Source organism: Exilispira thermophila (assembly GCF_055389015.1).
In genome coordinates this window covers 2957168-2983202 of record NZ_AP042476.1, presented here as the reverse complement: position 1 = coordinate 2983202, position 26035 = coordinate 2957168, and the positions used below count along the sequence as shown (strand labels likewise).

Below are 26035 nucleotides of genomic sequence, written 5' to 3'. Positions count from 1 at the left end.
ACTATTCCTTTAAAATATAAAAAAGACAAAGTACAAAAAAACTAATTTACAATAAATTCTAACTATTTTTTATAATTGATACAATTTTATTAAATAATAAGTTATAATCACTAAATTTCAATTGGATTTATTTATCTTGAATTTTATTAAATTAAATTCAAATTATAAATAATTAGATTAAGAATGATAAGCGAAAGATAAAATAAAGTTTAATTTTGATTAAAAGTATTACATTAAATATTATATTAAATAGAATGGATAATAGTCAAAAATAAATTAAACAACAAGAATTTTTTGTTTTAATTTTTTAAAGAATTACTAAAAATACTAATATGGGCCAAAATTTATTTTAACAGCAATATACAAAAATATTAAAGTAATTATAAATATAATAGCTTGAATTTTAATAACCCATTTTAACCATTTTGGATAACTAACAACTGTAAAACCAAGACCTATTAATAAAAGAGCATTTGTTGGATACAAAAGATTTGTAAATCCATCACCAAAATCAAATGCTAAAACAGCTGTTTGTCTTGTTAAATGGACAATATCAGCAAGAGGTGCTAAAATAGGCATCATTAAAAATGATTTTGCAGAAGCAGAACCTATAAAAAAATTTAAAAACATTGTTAACATATACATTAAAAAAGCTGCAATAAATTTTGATGTTTTGGAAATATATAAAGATGCATAATACAGGATAGTATCCATTATACCACCATTTGATATAATGTATTTAACACTCATAGCCATAAGTATTAATACAATTCCAGGTAGGATCCCAATAAATCCTTTAACAAAACTTTTAGTAATTTTTTTCAAAGGCATTTTTGCCAGAATTCCTGCACCAATACCACCAATAAGGAATAAAAAACCCATAACTGGAAAAGCTAAAAAAGAAATAGCATCTATTCTTGCGCTAATAAAAACAAATAAAATAGCTATTATTATAGAAATACTAAACCATAAAATTGCTGCTTTCATATGTTTTGATTTAGCAAGTTCAATATCAATATTTACCTGATCCTTTGTAAACTCCTTTTTTAACTCAAGATCTTCTTCATAAACCAGAGATTTTTCAGGATTTTTCTCAATTTTTTTGGCATAATTTTTTACAAATAGAAATAAAATAATATATACCAGAATAAAAAATATTATTCTAAACCATGCACCCGAAAATAGAGGTAATTTTGCAATCTGTTGAGCTATCCCTATTGTAAATGGATTTGAAACAGCAGCTGAAAATCCAAAGCCAACTGATAATAAACTCATTCCCAATCCTACAAGAGAATCCCATCCAAACATGTGTGCAAGGGGTACTATCATAACAATTAAAGGGACCAAAGCTTCATATATTCCCAGAAATGCACCTGCAAACATAAAGAAAAACATTACTAAAGCCATTAATAAAAATCTTTGATTGGAGTATTTTATAACAATTTTTGCAAGAATCGCTTTCAAAACCCCAGCATGATCAAGTATTGTAAAAGCTCCACCAATAAAAATTATTAATAAAATTATAGTAATTATTGTTAAACTATCTGGACCCCATAATACTTCAATAGGAGCGCTAAACCATCTATAAACTGGAAATTTTTGTTTTTCAACAAAATGGAAACTGGCTGGATCAACAACTTCTATTTCCCCTTTTTTTATCCTCTGGTATTCACCTGAAGGGACAATTTGAGTTAATATACCTGAAATAATCATTAGGAATAATATTATAAAAAAAGCCTGAAAAAAAGCTTTTTTTCCTATTTTTAAGGTATAGTTGCTATTAGTTTTTGTATTTTCTTTTTTTTTTGACATAGATTAATCCTCTTTTAGATATTTTTAATTTATTTTATCAATAAAACATAAAGCTTATATTTCAATAAATTAATGTTTCAATATTCTTTATACTTACTCCATTTATTAATTAATTCATCAAAAGAGATACCAAAAACTTTTAATGACATATTATCTATTGTATTATATTTTTCATTGTAAAGAAATTTAATCATATTTTTATAATAATCATAACCAAATGTATCCAATACAAAAAGGATAAAACTATATTCATACAAAAATGTTCCTTCCCCATAACCATAATTTCCAAATTTCAAAACCCATTTTAAATTTTTATCCTTTTTAAAATTTTCATCCATTAAATAATTTCTTAAATATCTTTTAAGCTCTGCTATCCCTTTATCAGTAATAATCATTTGATTATTGATAAAATTATAAGCACTAAAAAAATTTGTAATAGAATCATCAATAATATATAAATAATTTGCAGTTTCTACATCATAATCTTCAGGTTTTATATTAAATCCAAAAACAGAACGTAACTGATAATTTGTAACTTTTTCAGGTTGATTTTTAAAAACAAAATGATGATTTAATTCCACAATTAAATCCATTGAAAGTGGAATTGCCTGATCAGTCTTTAAAAAAACAGAATTTAGATTAGGTGTATAAAAAGCGCCAACAAACCTATCTTCTGTAAATTTACTATCTTCTAAATATCCCAGAAATAAACCAAACCTCTTTTGAAGTTCCTTAGTATTATTGATAATAACTGGATCCTTTGGATTTAATGCTTTGAATGTTTTTTTAAAGATATATAGATAAAGATTTTCATTTAAAACATTAACATTTTTTAAAAAACCATTTCTCTCATAAAAATTTTTTACAATATCAGGATAGTTTTCAACGAAATTTTTAATATATTTAACATTAATATTTTTTTCAATAAACAATTTGTTATTACCATTCTTACAAAAAACAAAATTAGAATCATCACAGGAAACAATAAAAATTAAAATACAAATTAATAAAATTAATGTTAATATTTTATTAATCTGTTTTTTATCCATTCATCTTTCCTTAAAAATCTACTATTTTATTATTAAATAACTCTTATATTAATTTATCTAATAATTTTTATATAATCTTTATTAACTCTTATGTATCTTTTATACTTTTTTTTAACATTTTTGTCTTAACAAGTCATTTTTATTAGCTCTTTATAAAATCTTATTACATTTATAAAATCCTCAATTTTAACTTTCTCATTATTTCCATGTATCATTTTAAAGTCATCCTTTTCCATAACAACTGGCATAAATTTAAAAACATTATCAGCTATATCATCATAATATCTGGAATCAGTAGCACCTACAACAATAAAAGGTGAAACAATAACATCTTTAACCATTTTCTCTACAATTTCTTTTATTGCCTTATAGCCAATAGAATTTAAATCTGCTTCTTTTGAAGCTTCACTTATATCCTCTTCATCAACTATTCTAATATCAAATTCATCTTCATTTTTAACAACTTTTTTTGTAATCTTTCTTAATCTTTCAATTACACTTTTTACAGTATCTGGATACAATAGCCTGATATTTACCCTTGCATATGAAGATTGTGGTAAAATATTCTCTTTAGAGGAACCTTTTAACATTGTTACTGCTGTTGTTGTTCTTACAAGAGCATTTGTTGTAGGGGAATTTGAGAAAAATTTTAAAATCAAATTTTTAAATAAATCTGAATTTTTAAATATAACTTTTTTTGCAAATGAAGAATAATCACCTAATACATAAAGCATGTTCTTTAAAGTATTAGTTATTCTTGCAGACATGGGGTTATCTTCAATTAATGTAACAATCTTTGCAATTTTTCCAGCAGCTGTATGCTTTGGTGGCATAGAAGCATGTCCTCCAGTACCCTTAACAGAAATTTCAATATTAACATGCCCTTTCTCTGCAACTCCAATTAATGCAATTGGTTTTTCAATTCCAGGAAACATCCCTTTTGCAATGATGGAACCTTCATCAATAACATACTCAAAAATAATCTTTTTTTTAACAAAATATTGTTTAATTAATTTGGCACCTGAATAACCTCCAATTTCTTCATCATGACCAAACGCAAGATATACAGTTCTTTCTGGAACAAATTCTTCTTTAAGCAAAGCTTCAACACTTTCTAAAATTCCTATCATAGATAATTTATCATCCTGACTACCTCTTCCCCAGATAAATTTACCATCAAAGTCTCCAGAAAAGGGAGGATGTACCCATTTAGATTCATCTTCAACTGGAACAACATCATAATGTGCCATTAATAAAATTGGTTTTAACTTTTCATTTTTTCCCTTCCATTCATATAAAAAGTTGTATTCATTTATCATTGTTAGATCTAAATGTTGATGAACTAATTTATAGGAAAACTTAATTAATTCTATATATTTTTTGAATTTTTCATAATCAATTTTATCTTTCTCAGAATAAGAAATTGTATCAATCCTTATCGCTTTTTGAAATCTTTCAACAGAATCTTTATAATCTTTTTTCTCCATTGATTTTATCTCCTTTATTTCTTTGTTTATTTATAAAACAATTTTACTCAAAATTTAAATTTAATAAAGATTAATTTTTTTATTATTAAAATAAAAATTTAATATAGCAATAATTATTATATAGCAATAATATAGAATTAAACACACATCATTACTTTCTAAAAAAACATTTTTCATATCATTAATTTGTAAATTTAATTTTTTGTTATATAAATAATTAATATGAAAAAAAATAAATTTAAAAAGCTCATAACTATTTTAGTTATCTCTTTTATTTTTACTATTTTAATTTCAGCAAAATCAAAGCCCTTTAAATTTTCTTTAAATAAAAAATTTGAAAATCTAATGTTTGTATATCTTGGATTTGATGAACAGGAAAACATTGTAATCTTTTATATTAAAAAATTGTCAAAAGAAAATACAGTTATTGAATATATCAATTATACCCCGGACAAATCAATTATAATATCTGAAATGACAATTGATAATAATGCTCTCACATTACTTGATTTTAATTCTAAAGTTTATTCTAATATTGATGGAAACAATATTTATAAAATTGTTTATACTTATAAAATAAAAAATGATATTGATAGAAAAACTATTTCAGGTCTTTCAACTAGTTATAAATATGAATCAACCCCTCCAGAGACTTCTAAAAAAGAGATAAAGATAAATTACAAAATTTTACCTGGATTTTTATTTCCCATTGCATCAGATTTCTGGTATTCCCTCTTCTTTTTTAATTTGAATACAAAATCTGTAAAAATCAATAATTTTTACTATTTTATTTCATCTAAATCATATATTAAATCACTTAAAAAAATAGAATATAAAAAATTTAATTTGGATAATAAAAATAGTAACATAGATAAAAACCATAGTAACTTAAATAACAAAAAAAAAGAAGAAGAAAATAATATTCCTGATAAAAAAAACATTCTTAATTTGATTAAGAATCAGAATAAATCAATTAATAATTCTCTAATATTTTATTTAAAAAATTTTGATCAAAATACAGTTGATATTAAGAATATAGAAAAAAAGTATTTTGAATTAAAAGCTTCAGGTATGTATCAACTTTATATCCCTGAATTAAAATTTACATTATTTAACCTGAAATATCCAATTTTATATGAATGGGAAATATCTACTCAAGCAGGATATCAACATAAAAAACTTGCTTTCATAAAAAAAATACCTGATAATATATGGAATAATTTTTTAGAAAATATTATTGAAAGTACCAATGAAAAAAACATAAATAAGTTTAAATTAATTATGGAACTTATAGATTATACTTTTTAAGAATATCTTCCCATATCATATGTTCAAACATTTTTAACTTTTCAGGTTTTTGAACAAGTTCATCATTATATAAAGCTTTATAATAATCCCCTATCTCTTTTATATCTTTTAATCTAACATTAAATTTAATTTTTTTTTGCTTTAGTTTTTTATTTAGTGACTCCATAGATATATAAAGTTCTTTTCCAAAATATTTTAAAAAATAATTATCTACAAAATTCTTTGCTTCATCAGAGTATTTATTCGTAAAACCTGGTTCCAACATAACCTGACTATAGCATTTAATACAAAAACCAAATGAAGTTGATTCTAAAAATTTAAATAAACCTTCATAAAAGGAGAAAGGATGGTATATCCTCTTTATTACACCCTTTATATTTTCAAAAGAAAATTTAAAATCATTGTTAAACTTTGATAAATAATTTTTTTCATTATTCGGATAATAAGGTATTTTTGAACACATAACACAAATTTGATCCCTTTTTTTTATATATTCAAAAAACCATTTATTTGCATAATCATAAAATTGTTTTTTAAATATAAATTTTTTTTCATCGGTTTTATTAGATAATTTCTTAACATTAAAAATGATTATTAAAAAAGAAATAATTACAAATGTTTTTACAACAAAATCAATTAAAGGCCATATTATTTGACCAAATTTTGATACATGCTATAAATAAAAGTGTGTAAAAGGCAGAAAAAGTTTGCTTAAAGCAAATAAATAAAAAATATTGCCTCCCGATGAAAAAATATGTATAAAAAAACAAATCATCAGGAGGCAAAAAAATGAACAATTTAGGTAAAGAATTAGCTAAATTTTTAGAAAGTCAAGGGGTTTTAGAAGAATTTATTAAAAATCCTGATAAAACAAAAGAATTAATGTTATCTATATTAAAATATGGATATGAAAGTTTAATGACAAATGAAATAGATACTGTATTAGGATTTAAAAAATATGATAGAGAAACAGAAAAAGAAAATTACAGAAATGGTAAAAGGTACAGAGATTTAGACACAAGTCATGGAAAAATTATTAACTTAGAAGTACCAAGAGCAAGGAATGGTTTTTATCCTGCAATATTGGAAAGATATAAGAGAAGACTTGAAAATATAGATGATACAATAATAAAATTGTATGCAAAAGGATTATCTACAGCTGATATATCAGAACATATAAAAGATATATATGGGATGAAATATAGTAAAGAAACGATATCGAATATAACGGAGAAAGTAAAAAAAGATATAGAAGGATTTAAAAACAGGAAATTAGAAGAAAGTTATTATGTAATATTTATAGATGCAATGCATGTAAACATAAGGAGAGATACGGTATCCAAAGAAGCAATCTATTTTTTATTAGGAGTAAATGTAAAAGGGAAAAGAGAGATATTAGGATTTTACATAAATCCAACAGAGAGTTCAAGCTTTTACAATGAAATATTTGAAGATATAAAAACAAGAGGAGTAAAAAAAGTATTGTTGTTTGTAACAGATGGATTAAGTGGAATAGAAGAAGTAATAAGCAACAATTTCCCAAAATCAAAAATACAAAGATGTATATATCATTTAAGCAGGAACATATCAACAAGAGTAAGGGTAAGAGATAGAGGAGAAATATTATTGGATTTTAAAAAAGTCTATAGTCAAACTAGGAAAGAAGAAGCACTAGTTTATTTTGAACAATTTAAAATAAAATGGGGAAGGAAGTATAAGAAGTTAGTTAATGATTTAGAAGAAGTATTGGATTATATGTTAACATTTTATGAATTTCCAGAAAGCATAAGAAAACAGATCTATACAACAAACTGGATAGAAAGGTTGAATGAAGAAGTAAGGAAAAGAATAAAAGGGAAGAATAGTTTTCCAACAGTTGAATCAGCAGAGAAACTATTATTTTTAATATTAAAAGATTATGAAAATAGATGGGAAGAAAGAATATTAAGGGGGTTTGGTCAGGCAAAATATGAGCTTGACTTAATGCTAAAAAAAATTTATGGTTAATGTCAATATTTTCATCGGGAGGCGAAATTAGTTATAATTCTAGAATTATAACTAATTTACACATTTTTATTGACATAACCTTTTGAATAACCCAAAAATACTAACAGTACCATTTAAAAAAAGAAAACTTATAAAGAACAAAAGTTTGTAAATATAATCATCTGTAAAAATAGATTTAAGATCTTGAAAAATAGCATCATCTATAATTTCTTGAGAAATATTTTTATCTTTTATAATATTTGAAGCTATAGATGTATAATATCCTATCTTTTTTTTTATAAATAGATTATAAGCATCAATTATTATTTGAACCTCAGAAATAGCAACAATAATAATTGCAATATATAAGGGATAAATCAATGGACTTAATTTGTATAGCTTTATTAAACTAAATTTATTTAAAACTATAAAAAGAGCTCCATTAACAAAAATAAAATCTGATAAGAAAAATGTTACTAGATTTTTATATTTTTGGTTCAATTTCAAAATGAGTGGATAAAAAAAAAGTTTAAAAAAAATAATTTCTCCCCATACTAAAAAAAAATAGTACAGGGAGAAAAAAAATGATACTAGAAAAAATTATAACAGTTTTATTTAAAATTCAAGGATTTTTATTTGATAACATAAAATTAATTGAAAATAAAATTATTATTGAAGTTAATCATAAAAATAAACCTATTTGTCCAATATGCAGAACAGAATGTAGTATTTATGATTCAAAATATAGAGAAATTAAAATAGGATTTTTGTTGGGAAGAATTATTTATTTAAAATTTAAATTAAGAAGAGTAAACTGTAAAAAATGTAACAAAGTATTAACTGAAAAACTTGATTTTACTGACTCTAAAAAAACTTATTCAATATATTTAGGGGAAGAAATATTAAGATATAGCAAAAAGTTAGATAACAAATCAATATCACAAATAACAGGTATATCAGAATCAAGTATTTATAGGATTGATAAAAATATGCTATCTAAGAAATTTGAAACACATCTTTCTAAATTGCCAGAAGTAAATAAAATGAGTATAGATGAAGTATCATATAAAAAGGGACATAAATATTTTACAGTATTTATAGATAATGAAAGGTCAAAAGTTATCTGGTTAGAAAAAGGAAGAAAACACAGTGATTGTATTAGAGGATTAGAAAGTTTAAGTAAAAGAATTGAAAACCTTCAAGTAGTAACAATGGATTTATGGAAACCTTATGAAAGTGCAATAAATAATTATTTTAATGGGAAAGTTAGTATAGTATTTGATAAATTTCATATATCAAGGTTATTAAATAAAGCAATAGAAGAAGAAAGAAGAGCTTATCAAAAACAATTATCATTCAAAGAAGGGTTATTTATTAAGAAACATATGAGATGGATAATATTAAAAAGATATTCAAAATTAGACTTAAATGGCAAGCAATACATAGAAAAATTAAAGAGATTAAATAAACCATTATATGAAATATATCTTATGAAAGAGGATTTTTTATCTATATTTGGCAGGATATATACATTAAAAGAAGCTTTAAAGATGCTATTAAACTGGTTGAATATGGTATTATCAAGTGAATATAAATATTTAAAAAGATTTGCAAAGAAGATAGAAAAGAGAATAGATAAATTATTAAATTGGTTTAAATATCCAATATCAAATAGTAAAGCGGAAGGATTAAATAATGTAATAAAAACATTATTAAAGAGAGGATATGGTTATAAAGATAATAATTATCTTAAATTAAAAATATTACAAATTGCAGGTGATTTATAATAACTATCCATACATTATGAAAGAGAACCATATTTTTTTTCTTTTTTTATATCATAAGACATTTTTTATACTTTGAAATATAACTTTTTTATACTTTATAATCTAATTTTTTTTGTAATTTATGATCTAATTTTTTTATATATTCTTAATTTTTAACTTGAACAATCTTTTGAATTTTATTAATTATTTCTTCAATCTTATAAGGTTTAAAAAGAATCTCCTTAACTCCATCATTTAATAGTTCCTGTAAATTAATCATGCCTGAATACCCAGAAGAAATTATCACTTTTACATCTGGATCAATTTGCTTTAAAATATAAAAAGTTTCTTTTCCATCCATTTCTGGCATTAAAAGATCAAGCAGAACAAATTCAATTTTTTCTTTATTTTTTATTTTTTCTTTAAATATTTTTGTTGCTTTAACTCCATTATTAGCAACTAATACTGTAAACCCCATCTTCTCTAAAATTGATTTTAATACATCTCTTATCTCTTTTTCATCATCAACAACTAAAACTTCCCCATCAAACTTTTTTTCAATATTAATCTTCAATCCATTATTCCCCTTCTTCTCCTTCTCTTTTTCAATATTTTCTTCTACTATAGGCAGATAGATAAAAAAAGTCGTCCCTTTGCCTAAAGCTGATTCAACTTTAATATATCCATTATGATTTTTAATTGTTTGATAAACCATAGAAAGCCCTAATCCTGTACCTTTCCCTTTCTCTTTAGTAGTAAAAAAAGGGTCAAAAATTTTATTTAAATATTCTTTTTTAATCCCTTTCCCATTATCAGAAATTATAATTTTTATATAATTTTTATTATTTTCATAAATAACTGTATTTTCAATTTCACCTTTTTCTAAATTTACATTTTCTGTTTCAATTTCAATTTTTCCATTTTTTTTCTCAATAGCTTGATCAGAATTTAGAATCATATTAAGAAATACATTTTCAATAAGTGCTCTATCCCCTTTTATGCAAAATTTTTTTGCATTTAATTTAAGATTCAATTTAGTAGTTTTTCTAATACTTCTTTTTGTAATTTCTACAACACCTATTAATAATTCATGTAGATCTATAATATTTTGTTGAATTTCAGATGTTTTAGAAAAATCTAAAAGTTTTCTAATAAAATTTTTACCCTGTAAAGTTTTATTAATAATCATTTCAACATATTCTAAACTTTCTTTTTGATCTGATTTTGTAAAATTTAACTTCTGTAAATTTAATTTTATAAGTTCACTACTTCCCAATATAGCACCCAACATATTATTAAAATCATGAGAAATCCCCCCTGTAAGTTGTCCAACTGTTTCTAATTTTTGTGATTGTATAAGTTGTCTATTTAATTCAATTTCTTTTGTAATATCCTTTATAGTTATTACATTCCCTAATAAAATCCCATTCTCATCATAGTAGCAATTCTTATTAAAAAAATATATTTTCCTCTTCTTGTTACTGTCTAATATATAAAATTCATATTCTCCTTCAAAATCATTTAGAAAATCATCAATATTTTCAATTTTTACTTTTTCACCATAATCATTATTAACTAATTTTTTATAAATAGAATCAATATTTAGTTTTTTTAATAAATATTTTATATTTTTAAATCTAATCTTTTCTTCTTTTAAATTAAATAATTCTAATAATTTTCTATTACTTAGAATAATATTATTTTTTGTATTTGTAACAATTATTCCATCACTAATAGAATAAAGAATTAATTTCAATTTTTCACTGTTCTCAATTACCTGTAAATAAAGAGTTAACAAATCTTTAAAAAACTTTGCTATATTTATAGATCTTTCTGAAAATTTTTTGCCACTTTCTGATGCTATATCCAGATTAATAGCTCCAGTAACACCACTTTCCGATTTTAAAAACAGTACCAAAGTATATTTAATTGGTTTTGATGCTTTTTGTAAAAGATCTAACCTTTTTTTATCTCTATTAATTCTTTCAGAAAAATTAGTTATATTCTCAATAATATGTATTTTATCAGGATCCAGTATCAACAACTCTTCTTCTGAAAACATAATATTTTTTAAAATGTTTAAATCATGACCTATAGCATCTATAAAATATGCTTTATCTTTCATGAGTATTTGTAAAGATCCATAATCAGCTTCATCAACAATGTTAAAAATTGTCCTGAATGCCTGTTTTAAAGTATCTTTCAATGAAAGATCAAGATTTGAAATTACTTTGCCAGTCAATTTAGTTATTTTAAAGATATCATCATTGAATTTTCTTATTTTTTCATAAGATTGTAAAAGTTCTAATTCTTTTTGTTTTAAATCATTAATATCAAAAAATATTAATAAGAAAGAAGGTTCTTTTTCCTCTTTTATTTTTAAACTAATAAATTTAACCCATTTTTGTTTACCTTTTTTAGTAACAATTTGTATAATTTTTCCACTTTTAAATTCTTTGTCATCAAAAGTTTTATTTATAGTTTGATTAAATATCTCTTTATAATCATTTTCTATATAATATAAAAGATCTTCTTTATTAATTTTCTTTTCAGATATTTCAAAAAGAATTTTTGTATATTCACTTACAAAAAGAATTTCTCCACTTTTATAAATCAATATAGAAGCAGGAATCACTTTAGAAAGTTTTTCAAAAAGTGAAAGATTATCTTTTGCTTCCTGATATAATTTATTAGCAAGTTCTTTTTCACTTAACAATGTATTGTGTTTCTCAATTATCTCTTTAACTAGAACTACATAATTATCATATATTTTATCTAATTCTAATATATTTGATTTCTTAAAATTCTCTAACTTCTCTATCTCCTCAGAATCAAATTTAAATTGTGGGAACAGGTTTGCTAAGTTAGAAACCCATTTAGAAATCTCAAAAGCAAATTTTTTAATAATGTAATTTAATATTAAAAATATCAAAATAAAAAATATAAATAGCAAAAAGATTTTTTTAACTGTATGTATAAGACATTTTGAATAAATTGTTAAACGTATATATCTATTTCCGAATTTTGAATATGCAACATAATAATAATTTGTTTCAGTAATTGATACTCTTTTTCCAACAATTTTCCCATATCTTTCAGATCTTATTAGTAGCTCTTTTTCAATTTTAGCAAAATTTTTTTTATTATTATCTAATTTTGAATTTAGAAATGAAGAAATATAAATATTTTTTATCTCAACATTTTTCATTCTTACTTTATTGAGTTCATCTATAATTATTTTATCAAAATTAAGAAAAGAAACACCAAGTTCAAAAATTCTATTATCTGATAAACGAACATATGCATATAATCTTGGAATACCTGTTTTTTTCTCTCTTCCAAGAGTTGATATATAAATCTGCCCTTTTTTAAGATTTTTTATTTTATCCCATATATTAGATTTACTAATATCAAAACCAAGATCAGTAACATAGTCTGTATCATATATTATACCTTCTTTAGTAATAAAATAATAATTAAATCTATTTATATTAATTTCATCATTAATTGTTTTAAGTAAAATTACTAAATCTTTTCTCATTGAATCGATTAAACTATTTAAATAAACTTTGTCTTCTAATTTATTATAATTATTATAAATAATTTTTAATTGTTTCTCTATTTTTAAATCAAGTGAGACTTCAATTCCAGTCAATTTTTTATTTAAATTATTAATAGAATTTTCTAAAACATAATTAAAAAATATCTCTTTTTGTTTTTTTAAAGAATAATATGAATCAATAATTATCATTAGAAAATAAATGAATAAAAATATAAAAATGATAAAAAATAAAAAAGAGAGTTTTTTTCTAAAATAACTTTCTAAACTTCTTTTATTATCCATTTTAAAGATTCTTCTATTCTTAATATTTTAAATTATATATTTAATTATAAACAATATTGACAATAATTCAAAAAAAATAATATTTCTATTCTTTTTAAATTAAATAAAAACATACTAACTAACAATATCTTTCATTTTTCATTAATTTAAATCATACTAGTAACTGATATGATGTAACTCATTTATATATAAAGATAAATATTTTGACACATTCTTACAGAAAAATTTTTGTATTTATTAAAGGTTATTTTATTTAAACTTAACAACCAATATTTTTAAAGGAATATCTTTAGTGTTTGTAACTGAATGAGGTGTATCTATTTTACTTTTAATAACAGAATCTTTTTTAATTACGAATTCTTCCTCTTTTTCAACAAAAATTCCTTCACCTTCAAGAACATAAAAGATTGTATTATAGTTAACTGAATGTTTATCAATTTTTTTAAATGGTTTTATTTCTAAATATACAAGTTCATTTTTATCACCTTCCAGGAGCTTTTTAGCAATAAAATTGTCATTTTCCATATTGTTCTTTAAATTTTCAATATTTATATACATAAATCCTCCAACCAACATTTTTTATTCTAATTGTTAATTATTTCTCTAATTAAATTATATTATAATTTTTAAATTTTAAAACCAATTTTTTTAATTTTATATTATTATTTATTTCGAACTATTATTTATCTATTTTTTAATAGTTTCATTTAAAATAAAGTCTTTCTATTTTATAACTATCCAACTCATACTTTTTTAAAACTTCTTCAATTGTGTAAACTTTACCATAATCATAAACTTTTCCTTTATAATATGTTGTTAAGTGAGCATTACTATTATAACTCGAGCTATAAAATGGACTATAATCGTATAAATGAATTACTTTCATCCTTATACCTGTTAAAGCATAGTCATCACAATCACCCCTACCAATTTCAATTATTTCTTTTAGAGAACCAATCTTATCAGATAGCCCATATCGATATTTATCATCTGTATAGACAAGTGAATGATTTACATAGTCTGAAATTGCTAAAAGGGTAACTTTTTCATATCCTAATTCTTTAATTAATTTTATTACCTTTGTTTTATCTATTAATTCTGTTTCTCCTTTAAATCCTTCTTTTTTTATATATAAATTATTTCTTAATGCTTCAATATACACATTATAAACTACTTCATGCGCTTTTTTTACTTTAATATTATAAACAATTTTATTAAAATCTTTAATTGTAATATAATCTCCAGTAAAGATAAAAGAAATAAATTCAATTATTCCTATTACAAATCCAACAATCCACCAGCCCCAAACTATATATAAGATAATTATTTTTAATATGTCGCCTAAAGTTAATTTGCTATATCTTTTCATATCATTTCTCTATTTATAAATTTTTACTATTTCTTCTACTTCTTTACTGTCTATAATACCAAGATGAAAAAGATTGCCTGAATAAATAAAATCAAAAGTTTTATCTTTTTCATTTTCTAATGAAAGTAAAAAATCATAAAATTGAGTTGTTACATCATTATTATAAAGATATATTTTTCCATTCTTGATGCTAAAAATATTTTCTTCATCTAAAAAGTTAGAACTATTATTGTCCTTAATAAACAGATTTAATAATGCAATTTTAATATTTATATAAATTATCAATAAAAAATCTTTAATAGATTCAGAAATTAAACCAAATTTATATTTAAAAGAATTCTTATTTATTCTTATAGTTTTTTTATATTTTTTATCATATTTTTGGACAAATTTTTCAAAATAATCCCATAGCATCTGACTTGCTATTGAAATATGAAAACTTTTATTATTTTTTTTAAACTCAAGATACTCAGGATAATTGAAATTTATATTTAATAAAAATTTATAAAAATATTCAGAAATATCATTAAAACCATAAAATATTTTATCACCTTCTCTATAAAACATAATTATCTCCCTATTAACTTTTAATAAATTTCTTTATTTAAAACAAAACACTCTGCTATATCAAAAAGATATCCAAAAAAAATTGCAAAAAAAAATAGATTTACAAATATAGTTCCTAAAATTTCAAAAAAATTTCTTCCTTTTAAAAAACCCATTTTTAATCCTTAATTATTTATTTTTCTATTTTTTTATATAGAAGACTTAAATACACTATATTTATTACAAATAAAATTGTTAAAATTTAAAATTTAATTTTCCTCAATTTTATTATTATAACCTATAAAAATGATATTTTAATATTATTCTATCATATTATATTAAATTTATATATAACCACAATTAATAACATTATACTTTAACATTACTTTTTATATTTTTTATATTGTGTTGTGATATTATATTTACTTCATATCTTTTTTTTCTTTATTTTAATTATTTTTTTTGTTATATTTAAATTGCAACATTATTAATAATCCCTATAGCCATTATTATTTAAATATTTAAAATTCTAAGGAAAAAGACTATGGGTCCAAACATTATTACTTTTCAAAAGATGCTTCCAGAATACAAAAGTGAAATTTTGAGAATTTCATCTAAAATATGGGAAGGTGATGACTATTTACCTTATTATTTTGATAAATGGATAAAAGACCAAAAAGGGGAATTTACTGCAATTTTTTATGATGAAAAACTTATAGGTTGTGCTAAACTCACATTTTTAACTGAAACCGATATATGGTTTGAAGGATTGAGAAAAGATCCAGATTGTAAAGTTCATGGTGTTGCAAAAGAACTTATTAGGTACTATTTAAACAAAGTTGTAGCCCTTTCAAGAAAACAAAAAATTACTTCTGTTAGATTTTCAACTTATATTGATAATATAGCATCTATTAAATCAAATGAAAAAATGGGAGCAAAACTTGTAAAAAGTTATTATTATAGAAATCTTGAATTTAATAAGGAACAATTTATAAACCACTTTAAATTTTTAAAAAAATTTAATAAAAATAACTTTTTTATTAATGATATTTCAAAAAGTCCATATAACAAAAAAATTACAGAAACTATTTTAAGTATAATTAAAAAATCAAAATTTATGGATTATTCTTATCCATTCTTCCCAATTGGATGGAAAATTTATCCATTTAATGAAAATCTTATTAAAGAGAAATTTTTAAATTTGAATAAAATAATATCTTTTAAAAATCCTGAAGATGGTTTTTTATTATACCACTTTGATAATATGGGTGATAAAATTACGATAAAAATACCATTTTTAATTTCAAAAGAAATAATTTCAGCTAAATCATTATTATTTCAACTTTTAAACATAATAGAAAAAAATATTAACGAGCAAAACCCGGAAAAAATAAAAACAATAATTTTTGAATCTATGGTATCTGATGATAAATTTCTAATAGATACATTTAATCATTTAGGTTTCAGAAAATTGTCTGACAAAAAAGATGTTCTTGTATATGAGTACTCATTAGATATGATTTATTAATTTATATTGGATATATTATTTATTAATATCCATTAGATATATCATTTATTAATATCTATTTGATATAAAATATTAATAATTTCTACTAATAAATTTAATTCTCATTTATATTAATATACTGTGCTTCTGGATTAAAGATTAAAAATCCTGCTGTGCTTAATTCTGGGTTTAACATACCTGTTTCTGTATAAGTTATACCAATTTTTTGTGCATCTAAAATATCTATTAGCTTCTTTTGTTGTTCAAGGTCAGGACAGGAAGGATAACCAAAACTATACCTTTTTGCTTTAAATTTTTCAACTTTCATTTCATTTTTAATTTTATTTTTTTTAGTTTCTACAATATTTTTTTCCTCTTTATAAACTATATTTTCAATAATTTCTTGAATTCTATCAGCAGCACCATCTACAATTTCAGCCAGCAAACCATACAACATGAAATAATCAAAATATTTACTCTTTTTATGAAAATTTTTTAAAAATTGATCAATTTCATATCCCACTGTTACAGCATAAAGTGATAATATATCAATTTCATCATACATATAATCCGCTAGTGAAGAGGGTTTTATATTTTTTCTTCTTCCAAAGTCCAAAAAGACATATCTTTCTATATCATTAGATATATTAGTATTTAATTTTCTTATTCCTGTATTTGTTTTATTATTTTCAATTTTGTTATATTTTGATTTTTTATTGTTATATTTTGATTTCTTATCTGTATTTTCATCATAATCCCCTAAAATTAGTACTCCAGATTTATATTTTTTTACATTAAAAATACCAAAAACACCTTTAAATTTAAAATCAGAAATCATTTTTATGTATTTTTCAAGATAAGCCCCCATCTGATTTAAATTTCTATATTTTTTAAGTTCCCATCTTTGATAGAATAGAACATTTTTATTCAAATATTTTACCAGCTCATCTATTTTAAATTCTACCATATTTTGTGAATATTTAATTAATTTTTCTTTATTATTAGTTTTATATTCTTTGTCATTAATATAGTTTTTAATATTCCTTTTAATTAATTTAATATCATCTTTTTCTGATATATCTTTAATCTTAAATTTTTGATTATTATTGTTTTTATAATTTTTTTTATTAATTTTCATTTCATTATTAATCATTATATCTTTAATTACTCTATTATTTTCTATTTCATTATTCATTATGTTATTTTTTATTAATTCATTATTTATCATTATATTATTTATTCTATTTATTCTTTTATTATTCAATTTTTTACTATTTATTTTTTTATTATTTGATTTTTTATTTTCCATAATTTTATTATTTGTTATTTCATTGTTTATTAAACCTGTATTATAATTATTTATCTTCTTTTTCTTGTTATTTTTAGTATCCCTTATTATAGTTAAGGCAGAAAATGCATCTTTTGCATAAAAAACTTTACCATTATAAATTGGATTAAGTTCATTTTCAACATAACTTTTTGTTAAAGCAGCCCCACCAACAATTACAGGTATTTTTATATTATTTTCATTTAAAAACAACAATGTATCTTTCATTGCAAATGCAGATTTTACTAATAATCCACTTAAACCAATAAAGTCAATATTATTAATACTATTTTCTTTTATTGTATTTAAAAGCTTATTATTATTAACATTTACACCAAGATCAATTATTTCTATTCCATTGTTTTCTAAGATTATACCAACTAAATTTTTACCTATATCATGAATATCCCCTTTTACAGTTGCTAATAGAATTCTAGATTTATTCTCAATACCACCAACTGATTCTGATAAATAAGGTTTCAAAATTTTAATTGCCTTTTTCATAACCTCTGCGGATCTTAAAACAAAAGGAAGATATATTTTTCCCTCTTCAAATAAGTTCCCTACAATTTTCATAGAATCTAATAAAATATCCAATGTTTTTCTTGCAGAATTGTCCTCTATACATTTTTCAACCAGATTTTCTATTCCTTCCTTTTTCCCATTAATTATAAATTGTTTTAATTTTTGTTTTGTATCTATTTCTAAAAATTCATTTTTTTCTTTTCCTTTTTTATCAAATTTTTCTATAAGTTTGTTTATTAAATCTTTTCTTTTAACAAGATTAAAAATAATTTCTTCAATCATTTCTAAAATATTTTTTTCAATATTATTTATGGATACAATTTTTTTTGCAGAGATTATTGCTATATCCAATCCTCTATCAATAGCGTACTTTAAAACTACAGAATTTATATATTTTCTTAAATTTTGAGGTAACCCATAAGAAACATTACTTATTCCTAAACTTACAAAACTTCCTTTACATTGCTTTTTAATTTCAGGGATTGATTCAAGTGTGTTTAAAATTAGATTTCTACCTTTATCATCAGCAACTGCAATAGAAAAAGTAAGGGGATCAAATATTAATTGTTGTGGTCTTAGTCCAATTTTTTTAACAGCATAATCATAAATCCTTTTTGCTATCTTAATTTTTCTTTCAATTTCAAACCCAAGTCCTTTTTCGTCAATAGTTAAACAAATAACACCTGCTCCATATTTTTTAACCAGTTTTAAAATTTTAGCCCCTTTTTCAAAATTTTCAAAACTCATTGAATTAACAAGGCATTTACCAGGATAATTTTTTAAAACATACTCAATTACATCAATTGATGTTGTATCTATACATAAAGGAATCTTTACAAATTTAATGATATCTGGTAAGATCTTTTTAATATCATCAATTTCATTTCTTGAACTATATGCTAAATTTAAATCAATAAGGTGAGCTCCCTCCTTTTCTTGATTTAAAGCTACTTCTACTATCGAATTAAAATCATTGTTTAAAAGTGCTTCTTTTACCTTTTTACTTCCTATTGCATTAACCCTTTCTCCAATTATTAAAGGTTTTAATTCTACATCTATTTTTTGTGACTGGTATAACGATGAAAAACAACTCTCATATTTAACTTTGTTAACATTTTTTTTATTCTCTTTATAATAATTAATCAATCCATTATTTTCTAATTTTTCTTTTAAAAGTTTTATGTGCTCATATTCAGTTCCACAGCACCCTCCAACAAATTCAGGTGAAAATTTTTTTACAAGGTCTATCATGATATTTGAAAATATTTCAGGTTCCATATTGTAATAAACTTTTCCATCTTTTATTTCCGGTAGTCCAGCATTTGGAATTATAACCAGTTTAAAAGGGCTTTTATTTCTAAATATTCTTAAAACATCATATAATTCAGCAGGTCCAACTCCACAATTAACTCCTAAAGCATAAATATCAAGATCTAAAAAAGCAGATACTACAGCATCAACATCAGTTCCCAGCAACATTTTTCCTGACTTTTCAAAAGTTAACTGTACAAAAATTGGAATATCTATCCGCTTTTTATTCAAAATGTATTTTATAACCTGATATGCAATTTTTGCCTGTAATATATCCTGTGAAGTTTCAATTTGTAAAATATCAACTCCTCCATCCACCAACCCCTCAATCTGAGGCACATAGGAATCAAACAATTCGTTATATGTTATCTGATTTAAAGATGGAAGTTTCTTACCCGGTCCAATTGAACCTGAAATAAATACTTTTTTATTTTTTGAATATTTTTTAATACTTGTTTTTGCAATTTCTACAGCTTTTTTATTTATTTCATAAGTATTTTTTTCAAGTCCATACTCTTTTAATACAAGTTTTTGAGCCCCAAATGTATTTGTTTCAATAATGTCAGCTCTTGATTTTATATATTTCCCATGGATTTCTTCAATTATCCATGGGGAAATCAAATTAATATGTTCATTACATTTTATATTTTCTTTTATTATACTTTTCTTATTAAAATCTCCAGTATCCTCATTATTGTAATTATTATCATAACTTTTTTTATACTCACTATCAAAATTTATAATACTTTTAATTTTTAAATTTTTATCAATTTTTTTATTATAATTGTTTTTACCATTTAAATTTATACATGTTGCACAACCTGAATTAAATGTAATATCATAATCATTTAAATAATTTTCTATCTGGGTTCCCATTGCACCATCAAATACAAGTATTCTTTCTTCAGCTATTTTCCTAAAATCTCTGTTGAAACCTTTATCATTACTCATACATACCTCCTTGAGGCAGAAAATTGTTTTATAAATTCTATAGATGTATCTGTGGAACCCATAGTAAAAAAATGAAGTCCTGGAATACCAAAATCCATTAACTTCTCTATCATGTTATGAATATATTTTATTCCTGCTTTTTCCTCTTCACTTTCACTTTTTGCATTTTCAAGAAGTTTAACCAATTTTTGGGGAATTTTTATCTTAAATGTTGATACAAGCTTTCTTAAACTTTTATATTTGATTATTGGTTTAATACCTGGAATTACAGGAATATTAATTTTGTATTTTCTCAATCTATTTACAAAATTAATATAAACATTTGGATCATAAAATATTTGTGTTATAATATAATCAGCTCCAGCATTTATTTTATTAATAAGATTATTAAAATCATCATGAATATTTAACGATTCGTAATGCATTTCTGGATATCCTGCAACACCTATACAAAAATTTGTTTTGTGATATGGAATTACTGTATTTTCAGTATTATCAATTTTTGAAATAACATCCCCTGTATATATCCCATTATTTAATCTTTTAATATGTTCTACCAATTGATATGCAAATTGATAACCATATTTTTCTGGTATGAAAGTATTCTTTCCATTAACAGGGTCACCTCTAATAACAAAAATATTTTCTATCCCAATATAGTCCAGATCAATTAAAATATCTTCTATTTCAAATTTATTATTTCCCCCACAAATTACATGGGGAATAGGTTCAATATCAAATCTACTTTTAATAGCAGCAGCAAGACCTACTGTTCCTGGATTTGTTGTAAAAATTATTTTTTTTATACTATTTTCTTTTTCAATATACTTTATTTTTGGTTGATGCTTTGTTACACTAATAAATTTGACATCTATATTTGCAAAATGTTCCACTGTTTTTAAAATTTTATCCAGAGAAAATCCTTTTTTAGGAGGAATAATTTCACAAGAAATAAAAAATTGATCTTTATCTATTAATTCTATTATTTTCATAAAAATTTCCTTTTTAATTTTTTTTATTTAATTTTTTAAAGTTTTTATTTTTATTTAATTTTTTAAAGTTTTTATTAAATTAAATGGGTTTAATAACTTAATTTTTTTTAATTTTACTAATTTTTTATTGTGTATAGATATTCTTTATAATGTTAATAGAAATCATTTCGTTTTTACTCTTTCATTTTTATTTTTTTCACATATTATATTTTTAAAATTATGTTTTAATTATATCCCATTACCGCTATTACTAAATATAAGCTCAACATCACCTTTTTTAAAAAGTTTGTCTTTATAAACAGCAATTATCGCATCAATATATTCTTTATTATATTTTAATTTATCAACCTTATAAAGGTCCTTTTCATTTTTAATTTTATTTCCAATAGCTGTTGCAAAAGAATCTGAAAATACTGGTGATTGAGATATCACTGTAACAGAATCAGCATTTCCAAAACTTTTTGAATGTCCAAACTTCCCTGAAGAGGTAGAAATCCCATAAATTTTATTTAATTTATTAAACTTTATACCTATTGAACTTTTAAAATACCTTGATCCTGAAAAAAGTAAGATATTGATTGGTGATTTTACAAAAAGCGCAATATCTCCTCCATTTTCAACAATTGCTTCCTCTACACCAAGATTTAGTATTTTTTTTATTATAAAATAAGCAACTGCTCCTGCAACACCAGCCATCGGCCCTACATTTGTAGCAAAAGATACTTTTTTCATAATTTTAATAATCTCAGGGTCGCCATTTAAAATATTAACAGGTTTTAAAGAATACAAAAAATCCATATTATCTAAGCAATATTTCCTGATAGTCTGATATGTTTTTAATAATTCTTTTTTAATTTCAATTTTAATAAGATTCAATCTACTTTCTTCTATATTTGAAGGTAAAAGTATTAAAAGGTCACTTTCATAATAAATAATATTAAATTTAATAAAACGGGATCCTGATATAAAATCTCTATAAAATCTATAAGAATAAAATCTATAAGAAGTATATATATTAGAAAATTCATTTTTATTTTTAGTTAATTTACTCCCGTCCTCCACATCCACCTCCTTCTAAATATTTTTATTTACCCTTTATCAAAATTAGATACTTACTTTTTCTTTTTCTAAATATTTTTATTTTATCTTTATTAAATCTAAGTACCTACTTTTTCTTCTTTTAAATATCTTTATTTTATCTTTTATTCAAACTTAATACTTACTTTCTCTTCTTCTTTTTTTACAAATAAATTTAAAAAACATGAATCAACACAATTGAAACAACCTGTACATAAATCTGGATTAAACTTTAATATTCTATTTTTATCAAAAAACAAAGCATTTGAAGAACAAGTAGATATACAACTTCCACAATTAATACAATCAGATTGATTAAAATATATTTTTTTACTCTCTTTAATTTCACTTATTTTTCTTATAGTTGTTTTTTTTCTATTTCTGATTTTTAATTTTTTCATTTTTTGATCTACTGGTAAAGATTCAACAGGTTGTGATAATAAAAACTTACCATTTTCAATCCATTTTTTTAATTCATTAGAAATTTTCTTAGCTTTACTCAAACTTGAAACAGTTGATGTTTTCACCTCTTTGCCATTTAAAACAATTTTACCACTAAATAACTGCTCGTAATTTACAATTGTTACTACAGGCTTTGAAGGAATACTATAATCACATACTTTTGTATAAATATCTTTATTCTTTATAGAAACTCTCTTTGCCATATCAATATCTAAAATTGGAATTGCAATACCAACTCCAACATACAATGAAACTCCATACCCTTTTATATAAACTGCTTTTAAGTATTCTGGATTCATTTGTTTGAAATTTCCTACAAGTGATAGTGTTCTTGCTCCTCCAATAGGGATTCCTTTATCATTTTTTCTTATATCTGTATTGTATTGAGTACCATTAAAAGCAATATATCCTTTTGCACTTGCAAGGAAAATCTTTGTACCTATCCCTATTGTTTTCAATTCAGGGTCATTTATTAATGGACTTAACTCACCAGACGTTGCATATTTAACATTTCCATATTCTGGTAATAACATTCCCATATATGTATAAATTTTCTTTCCACTCCCATTTGTAGCTGCAGGATAATTTTGATAAACATTTCTTGGATTAAAAAGAATCATTTCATTTACAGTTTCCTTGTTTATATAGGTTTCAACAAATTTTGAAGGATAACAATCTGTACCGTCAGAATAAGCTCTTAAAAAAACATCTTCCCCTTTTGCAAGTGATTCAATTACAAATGCACCACCATATTTTTTTTCACTTATTGATAAAGTAGTTGCACCAATATATGCATCAACAGCTGCTAATCCACAAAAAACTGGTACATTATTTATAAAAGCTTTTTGTATCCTTATTGGAGGGTTTGTATTTCCAAAATTTATAAAAAGACCACTTGAACACATTGGTGAAAATGTTGCTGTAGTTACAACATCGACTTTTTCAAAAATTTCTTCTGAAGACAAATGGGTTGAAAGTTTTGAAACCTCGTCAGCTGTTAATACACACGCTTTTCCACTTTTTATTTTTTCATTTATTTCTTCATAAGTTCTATTTTTTTTCATTACACACTCCTTTTTAAATAATTTTCATAATTAATATTTATAATTTCACTTAAAAATCTTTTAAAAAACTCTTTATCATCTATAAAAAGGTTTTCTTTTTTAAAAAACAGGCAGATATGCAAACTATCCTGTTTTTGATACATTATCATCCCATATTTTGAAGTTTGAAACCTTAAATTAAATGAATAAAATTTATCTTTAATTGTATTAGATAAATTTTTTAAATTAATTTTTTCATTATTTGTAAAAATTGAAATCATTTTTGTGGTCTTATAAATTTTAATTGGAAATAAACTAGTAGATGAATTTATATTAGCCAGCAATGAATTTTTTAATTTCAAAAAATAATATTTCCTGGTAGAATCCAGAATTTCATAATTCGAATTTTTAATCCATTTTCTAAAGTCAATTAAAGATTCTCTATTAATTGTATTTTTTTCTATCATAATTACATTATCTAAAGTAGTTATGACAAAATACTTATCTTCATATTTTTTTTCAAACGAATAGATAATTGTGTTTTTATAACTCTTATCCATAAAATATTTATCAAAATTCACAAATACTGCTGGAATGTTTGAAAATTTTAAAGGGAATAATGCTTTTCTTGAAATAATTTTAACTCCATACTTTGCAAGTTTAAAAGCTGAAACGAATCTAATTTTATTGATAACTGAATAATTTTTGTTTTTTATAAAGGGTTTATCTATTTTTAAAGTAAATTGGGGTGAGTAAGTGCAAATCCCATCAACATCTTTATAAAATTCTACTCTTTCGCTTTTTAATATTGATCCTAAAATAGATGCTGTATAATCACTTCCATCTCTTCCAAAGCTATTAATTTTATTAGTTCTTGTTATACCATAAAATCCTGGTACAATTATAATCTTTTTTGATTTTGAACTATCTGTACCTGACAATTCATAAAATATTTTTTTTCTAATTTTTAAAGTCTCTTTTTCGTTAATAGAAATTTTAGCATTAAAATATTCCCCATCTGTAAATAATTTCAAATTTTCTGGATATAATATTTTTGATCTAATTTTCTCATTCTGCAAATATCCATTAATAATTATGGCTGAACACTTTTCGCCACTAACTAAAATTTTTTCAAGTAGATCATTAATTTGTATTATTGTATTGGTTTTATAATTCGATACCAAAATCAGTAAATTTTTAAAAAGTTCATTTAATACAAAATTTAAATCACTTTTAATTTTTTCTCTAAGATTTTTATTTTTTATTTTTTCTATAAATTGATTATGAAGTTGACTTAAATTAAGATAATCCTTTAGATAAGGTTGATTTTTAAAAATTTTATCTATTATAGTAATCAGATTATTAGTTACTCCTTTAATTGCTGAAACAACAATAATTATATTTTCATATTTATAATTATTTACTATCTTTATAATTTTTTGAAAATTTTCTATTTTTCTTAATACTGACCCACCAAATTTTAGTACTATTGTATTCATAAAACCCCCTGTTTCCAATTTTTATAATTTTTCACTTATTATTATGATTTTGTTTTTTTAATATTGATTTTAAAACAATAAATAGTTATTAATTAAGCAATCAATCAATTAAATAATTATAAAAAACTATTATTATAAAAGCAACTTATAAAATTATTAAAATTTTTAGATTAA

19 protein-coding genes are annotated in these 26035 nt (G+C 22.5%); 4 read left to right on the top strand and 15 right to left on the bottom strand.

Annotated elements, in window-relative coordinates; genetic code table 11:
- Nucleotides 1–327: 327 nt before the first annotated feature.
- The 3 genes from ACZ5EC_RS12695 to ACZ5EC_RS12685 all read right to left on the bottom strand — a co-directional run bounded on the left by ACZ5EC_RS12695 (nucleotide 328) and on the right by ACZ5EC_RS12685 (nucleotide 4348).
- Nucleotides 328–1812 carry a YfcC family protein gene (locus tag ACZ5EC_RS12695; protein WP_464302852.1) on the bottom strand — a complete coding sequence of 495 codons (1485 nt, stop codon included), beginning with the start codon at nucleotides 1810–1812 and terminating at the stop codon, nucleotides 328–330.
- A gap of 77 nt (nucleotides 1813–1889) precedes the next feature.
- Nucleotides 1890–2861 carry a hypothetical protein gene (locus ACZ5EC_RS12690; RefSeq protein WP_464302851.1) on the bottom strand — a complete coding sequence of 324 codons (972 nt, stop codon included), beginning with the start codon at nucleotides 2859–2861 and terminating at the stop codon, nucleotides 1890–1892.
- A gap of 125 nt (nucleotides 2862–2986) precedes the next feature.
- A complete protein-coding gene (locus ACZ5EC_RS12685; RefSeq protein ID WP_464302850.1) occupies nucleotides 2987–4348 on the bottom strand; it encodes a M20/M25/M40 family metallo-hydrolase in 1362 nt (453 codons plus the stop codon).
- Nucleotides 4349–4570: 222 nt separating this feature from the next.
- On the opposite strand from ACZ5EC_RS12685, the gene ACZ5EC_RS12680 reads away from it, so the two are divergent.
- Nucleotides 4571–5656, top strand: a complete 1086-nt coding sequence (locus tag ACZ5EC_RS12680) for a hypothetical protein (RefSeq protein ID WP_464302849.1) — start codon at nucleotides 4571–4573, stop codon at nucleotides 5654–5656.
- On the opposite strand, the gene ACZ5EC_RS12675 is transcribed toward ACZ5EC_RS12680, so the two are convergent.
- Nucleotides 5637–6119, bottom strand: a complete 483-nt coding sequence (locus tag ACZ5EC_RS12675; protein WP_464302848.1) for a hypothetical protein — start codon at nucleotides 6117–6119, stop codon at nucleotides 5637–5639. The two genes, ACZ5EC_RS12680 and ACZ5EC_RS12675, sit on opposite strands and share 20 nt — an antisense overlap.
- A 326-nt stretch (nucleotides 6120–6445) precedes the next feature.
- Between ACZ5EC_RS12675 and ACZ5EC_RS12670 the strand changes: the two genes are divergently transcribed.
- Nucleotides 6446–7663 (top strand): IS256 family transposase, encoded by a 1218-nt coding sequence (locus tag ACZ5EC_RS12670; RefSeq protein WP_464301859.1) that lies wholly within the window; start codon nucleotides 6446–6448, stop codon nucleotides 7661–7663.
- Nucleotides 7664–7729: 66 nt separating this feature from the next.
- Here the strand turns inward: ACZ5EC_RS12670 and ACZ5EC_RS12665 are convergent, their stop codons facing one another.
- Nucleotides 7730–8149 carry a hypothetical protein gene (locus ACZ5EC_RS12665; RefSeq protein WP_464302847.1) on the bottom strand — a complete coding sequence of 140 codons (420 nt, stop codon included), beginning with the start codon at nucleotides 8147–8149 and terminating at the stop codon, nucleotides 7730–7732.
- A gap of 77 nt (nucleotides 8150–8226) precedes the next feature.
- Between ACZ5EC_RS12665 and ACZ5EC_RS12660 the strand changes: the two genes are divergently transcribed.
- Entirely contained in the window at nucleotides 8227–9429 is a 1203-nt protein-coding gene (locus ACZ5EC_RS12660; protein ID WP_464302846.1) for an ISL3 family transposase, read from the top strand.
- Nucleotides 9430–9574: 145 nt separating this feature from the next.
- Here the strand turns inward: ACZ5EC_RS12660 and ACZ5EC_RS12655 are convergent, their stop codons facing one another.
- The 5 genes from ACZ5EC_RS12655 to ACZ5EC_RS12635 all read right to left on the bottom strand — a co-directional run bounded on the left by ACZ5EC_RS12655 (nucleotide 9575) and on the right by ACZ5EC_RS12635 (nucleotide 15343).
- Complete coding sequence (locus tag ACZ5EC_RS12655; protein WP_464302845.1) at nucleotides 9575–13252, bottom strand: hybrid sensor histidine kinase/response regulator; 3678 nt, start codon at nucleotides 13250–13252, stop codon at nucleotides 9575–9577.
- 249 nt (nucleotides 13253–13501) lie between these two features.
- The gene (locus tag ACZ5EC_RS12650) at nucleotides 13502–13810 is read right to left on the bottom strand and encodes a cupin domain-containing protein (RefSeq protein ID WP_464302844.1); all 309 of its coding nucleotides are present in this window, start codon (nucleotides 13808–13810) and stop codon (nucleotides 13502–13504) included.
- Nucleotides 13811–13955: 145 nt separating this feature from the next.
- A complete protein-coding gene (locus tag ACZ5EC_RS12645; RefSeq protein ID WP_464302843.1) occupies nucleotides 13956–14621 on the bottom strand; it encodes a hypothetical protein in 666 nt (221 codons plus the stop codon).
- A 9-nt stretch (nucleotides 14622–14630) separates the two neighbouring features.
- Nucleotides 14631–15188, bottom strand: coding sequence for a hypothetical protein (locus ACZ5EC_RS12640; RefSeq protein WP_464302842.1), 558 nt, complete (start codon nucleotides 15186–15188; stop codon nucleotides 14631–14633).
- A 20-nt stretch (nucleotides 15189–15208) separates the two neighbouring features.
- Nucleotides 15209–15343 (bottom strand): hypothetical protein, encoded by a 135-nt coding sequence (locus tag ACZ5EC_RS12635; RefSeq protein ID WP_464302841.1) that lies wholly within the window; start codon nucleotides 15341–15343, stop codon nucleotides 15209–15211.
- A 368-nt stretch (nucleotides 15344–15711) separates the two neighbouring features.
- On the opposite strand from ACZ5EC_RS12635, the gene ACZ5EC_RS12630 reads away from it, so the two are divergent.
- A complete protein-coding gene (locus ACZ5EC_RS12630; RefSeq protein WP_464302840.1) occupies nucleotides 15712–16695 on the top strand; it encodes a GNAT family N-acetyltransferase in 984 nt (327 codons plus the stop codon).
- Between the two features lie 94 nt (nucleotides 16696–16789).
- Here the strand turns inward: ACZ5EC_RS12630 and ACZ5EC_RS12625 are convergent, their stop codons facing one another.
- The 5 genes from ACZ5EC_RS12625 to ACZ5EC_RS12605 all read right to left on the bottom strand — a co-directional run bounded on the left by ACZ5EC_RS12625 (nucleotide 16790) and on the right by ACZ5EC_RS12605 (nucleotide 25861).
- Nucleotides 16790–20788, bottom strand: coding sequence for a homocysteine S-methyltransferase family protein (locus tag ACZ5EC_RS12625; RefSeq protein ID WP_464302839.1), 3999 nt, complete (start codon nucleotides 20786–20788; stop codon nucleotides 16790–16792).
- Nucleotides 20785–21780, bottom strand: coding sequence for a methylenetetrahydrofolate reductase (locus tag ACZ5EC_RS12620; protein ID WP_464302838.1), 996 nt, complete (start codon nucleotides 21778–21780; stop codon nucleotides 20785–20787). Before ACZ5EC_RS12620 ends, ACZ5EC_RS12625 begins: the two co-directional genes overlap by 4 nt.
- 228 nt (nucleotides 21781–22008) lie before the next feature.
- The gene (locus ACZ5EC_RS12615; RefSeq protein ID WP_464302837.1) at nucleotides 22009–22842 is read right to left on the bottom strand and encodes a UPF0280 family protein; all 834 of its coding nucleotides are present in this window, start codon (nucleotides 22840–22842) and stop codon (nucleotides 22009–22011) included.
- 140 nt (nucleotides 22843–22982) lie between these two features.
- Complete coding sequence (locus ACZ5EC_RS12610; RefSeq protein ID WP_464302836.1) at nucleotides 22983–24383, bottom strand: homocysteine biosynthesis protein; 1401 nt, start codon at nucleotides 24381–24383, stop codon at nucleotides 22983–22985.
- Nucleotides 24383–25861 carry an amino acid kinase family protein gene (locus tag ACZ5EC_RS12605; RefSeq protein WP_464302835.1) on the bottom strand — a complete coding sequence of 493 codons (1479 nt, stop codon included), beginning with the start codon at nucleotides 25859–25861 and terminating at the stop codon, nucleotides 24383–24385. The genes ACZ5EC_RS12610 and ACZ5EC_RS12605 overlap by 1 nt, the downstream gene beginning before the upstream one ends.
- Between the last annotated feature and the right edge of the window lie 174 nt (nucleotides 25862–26035).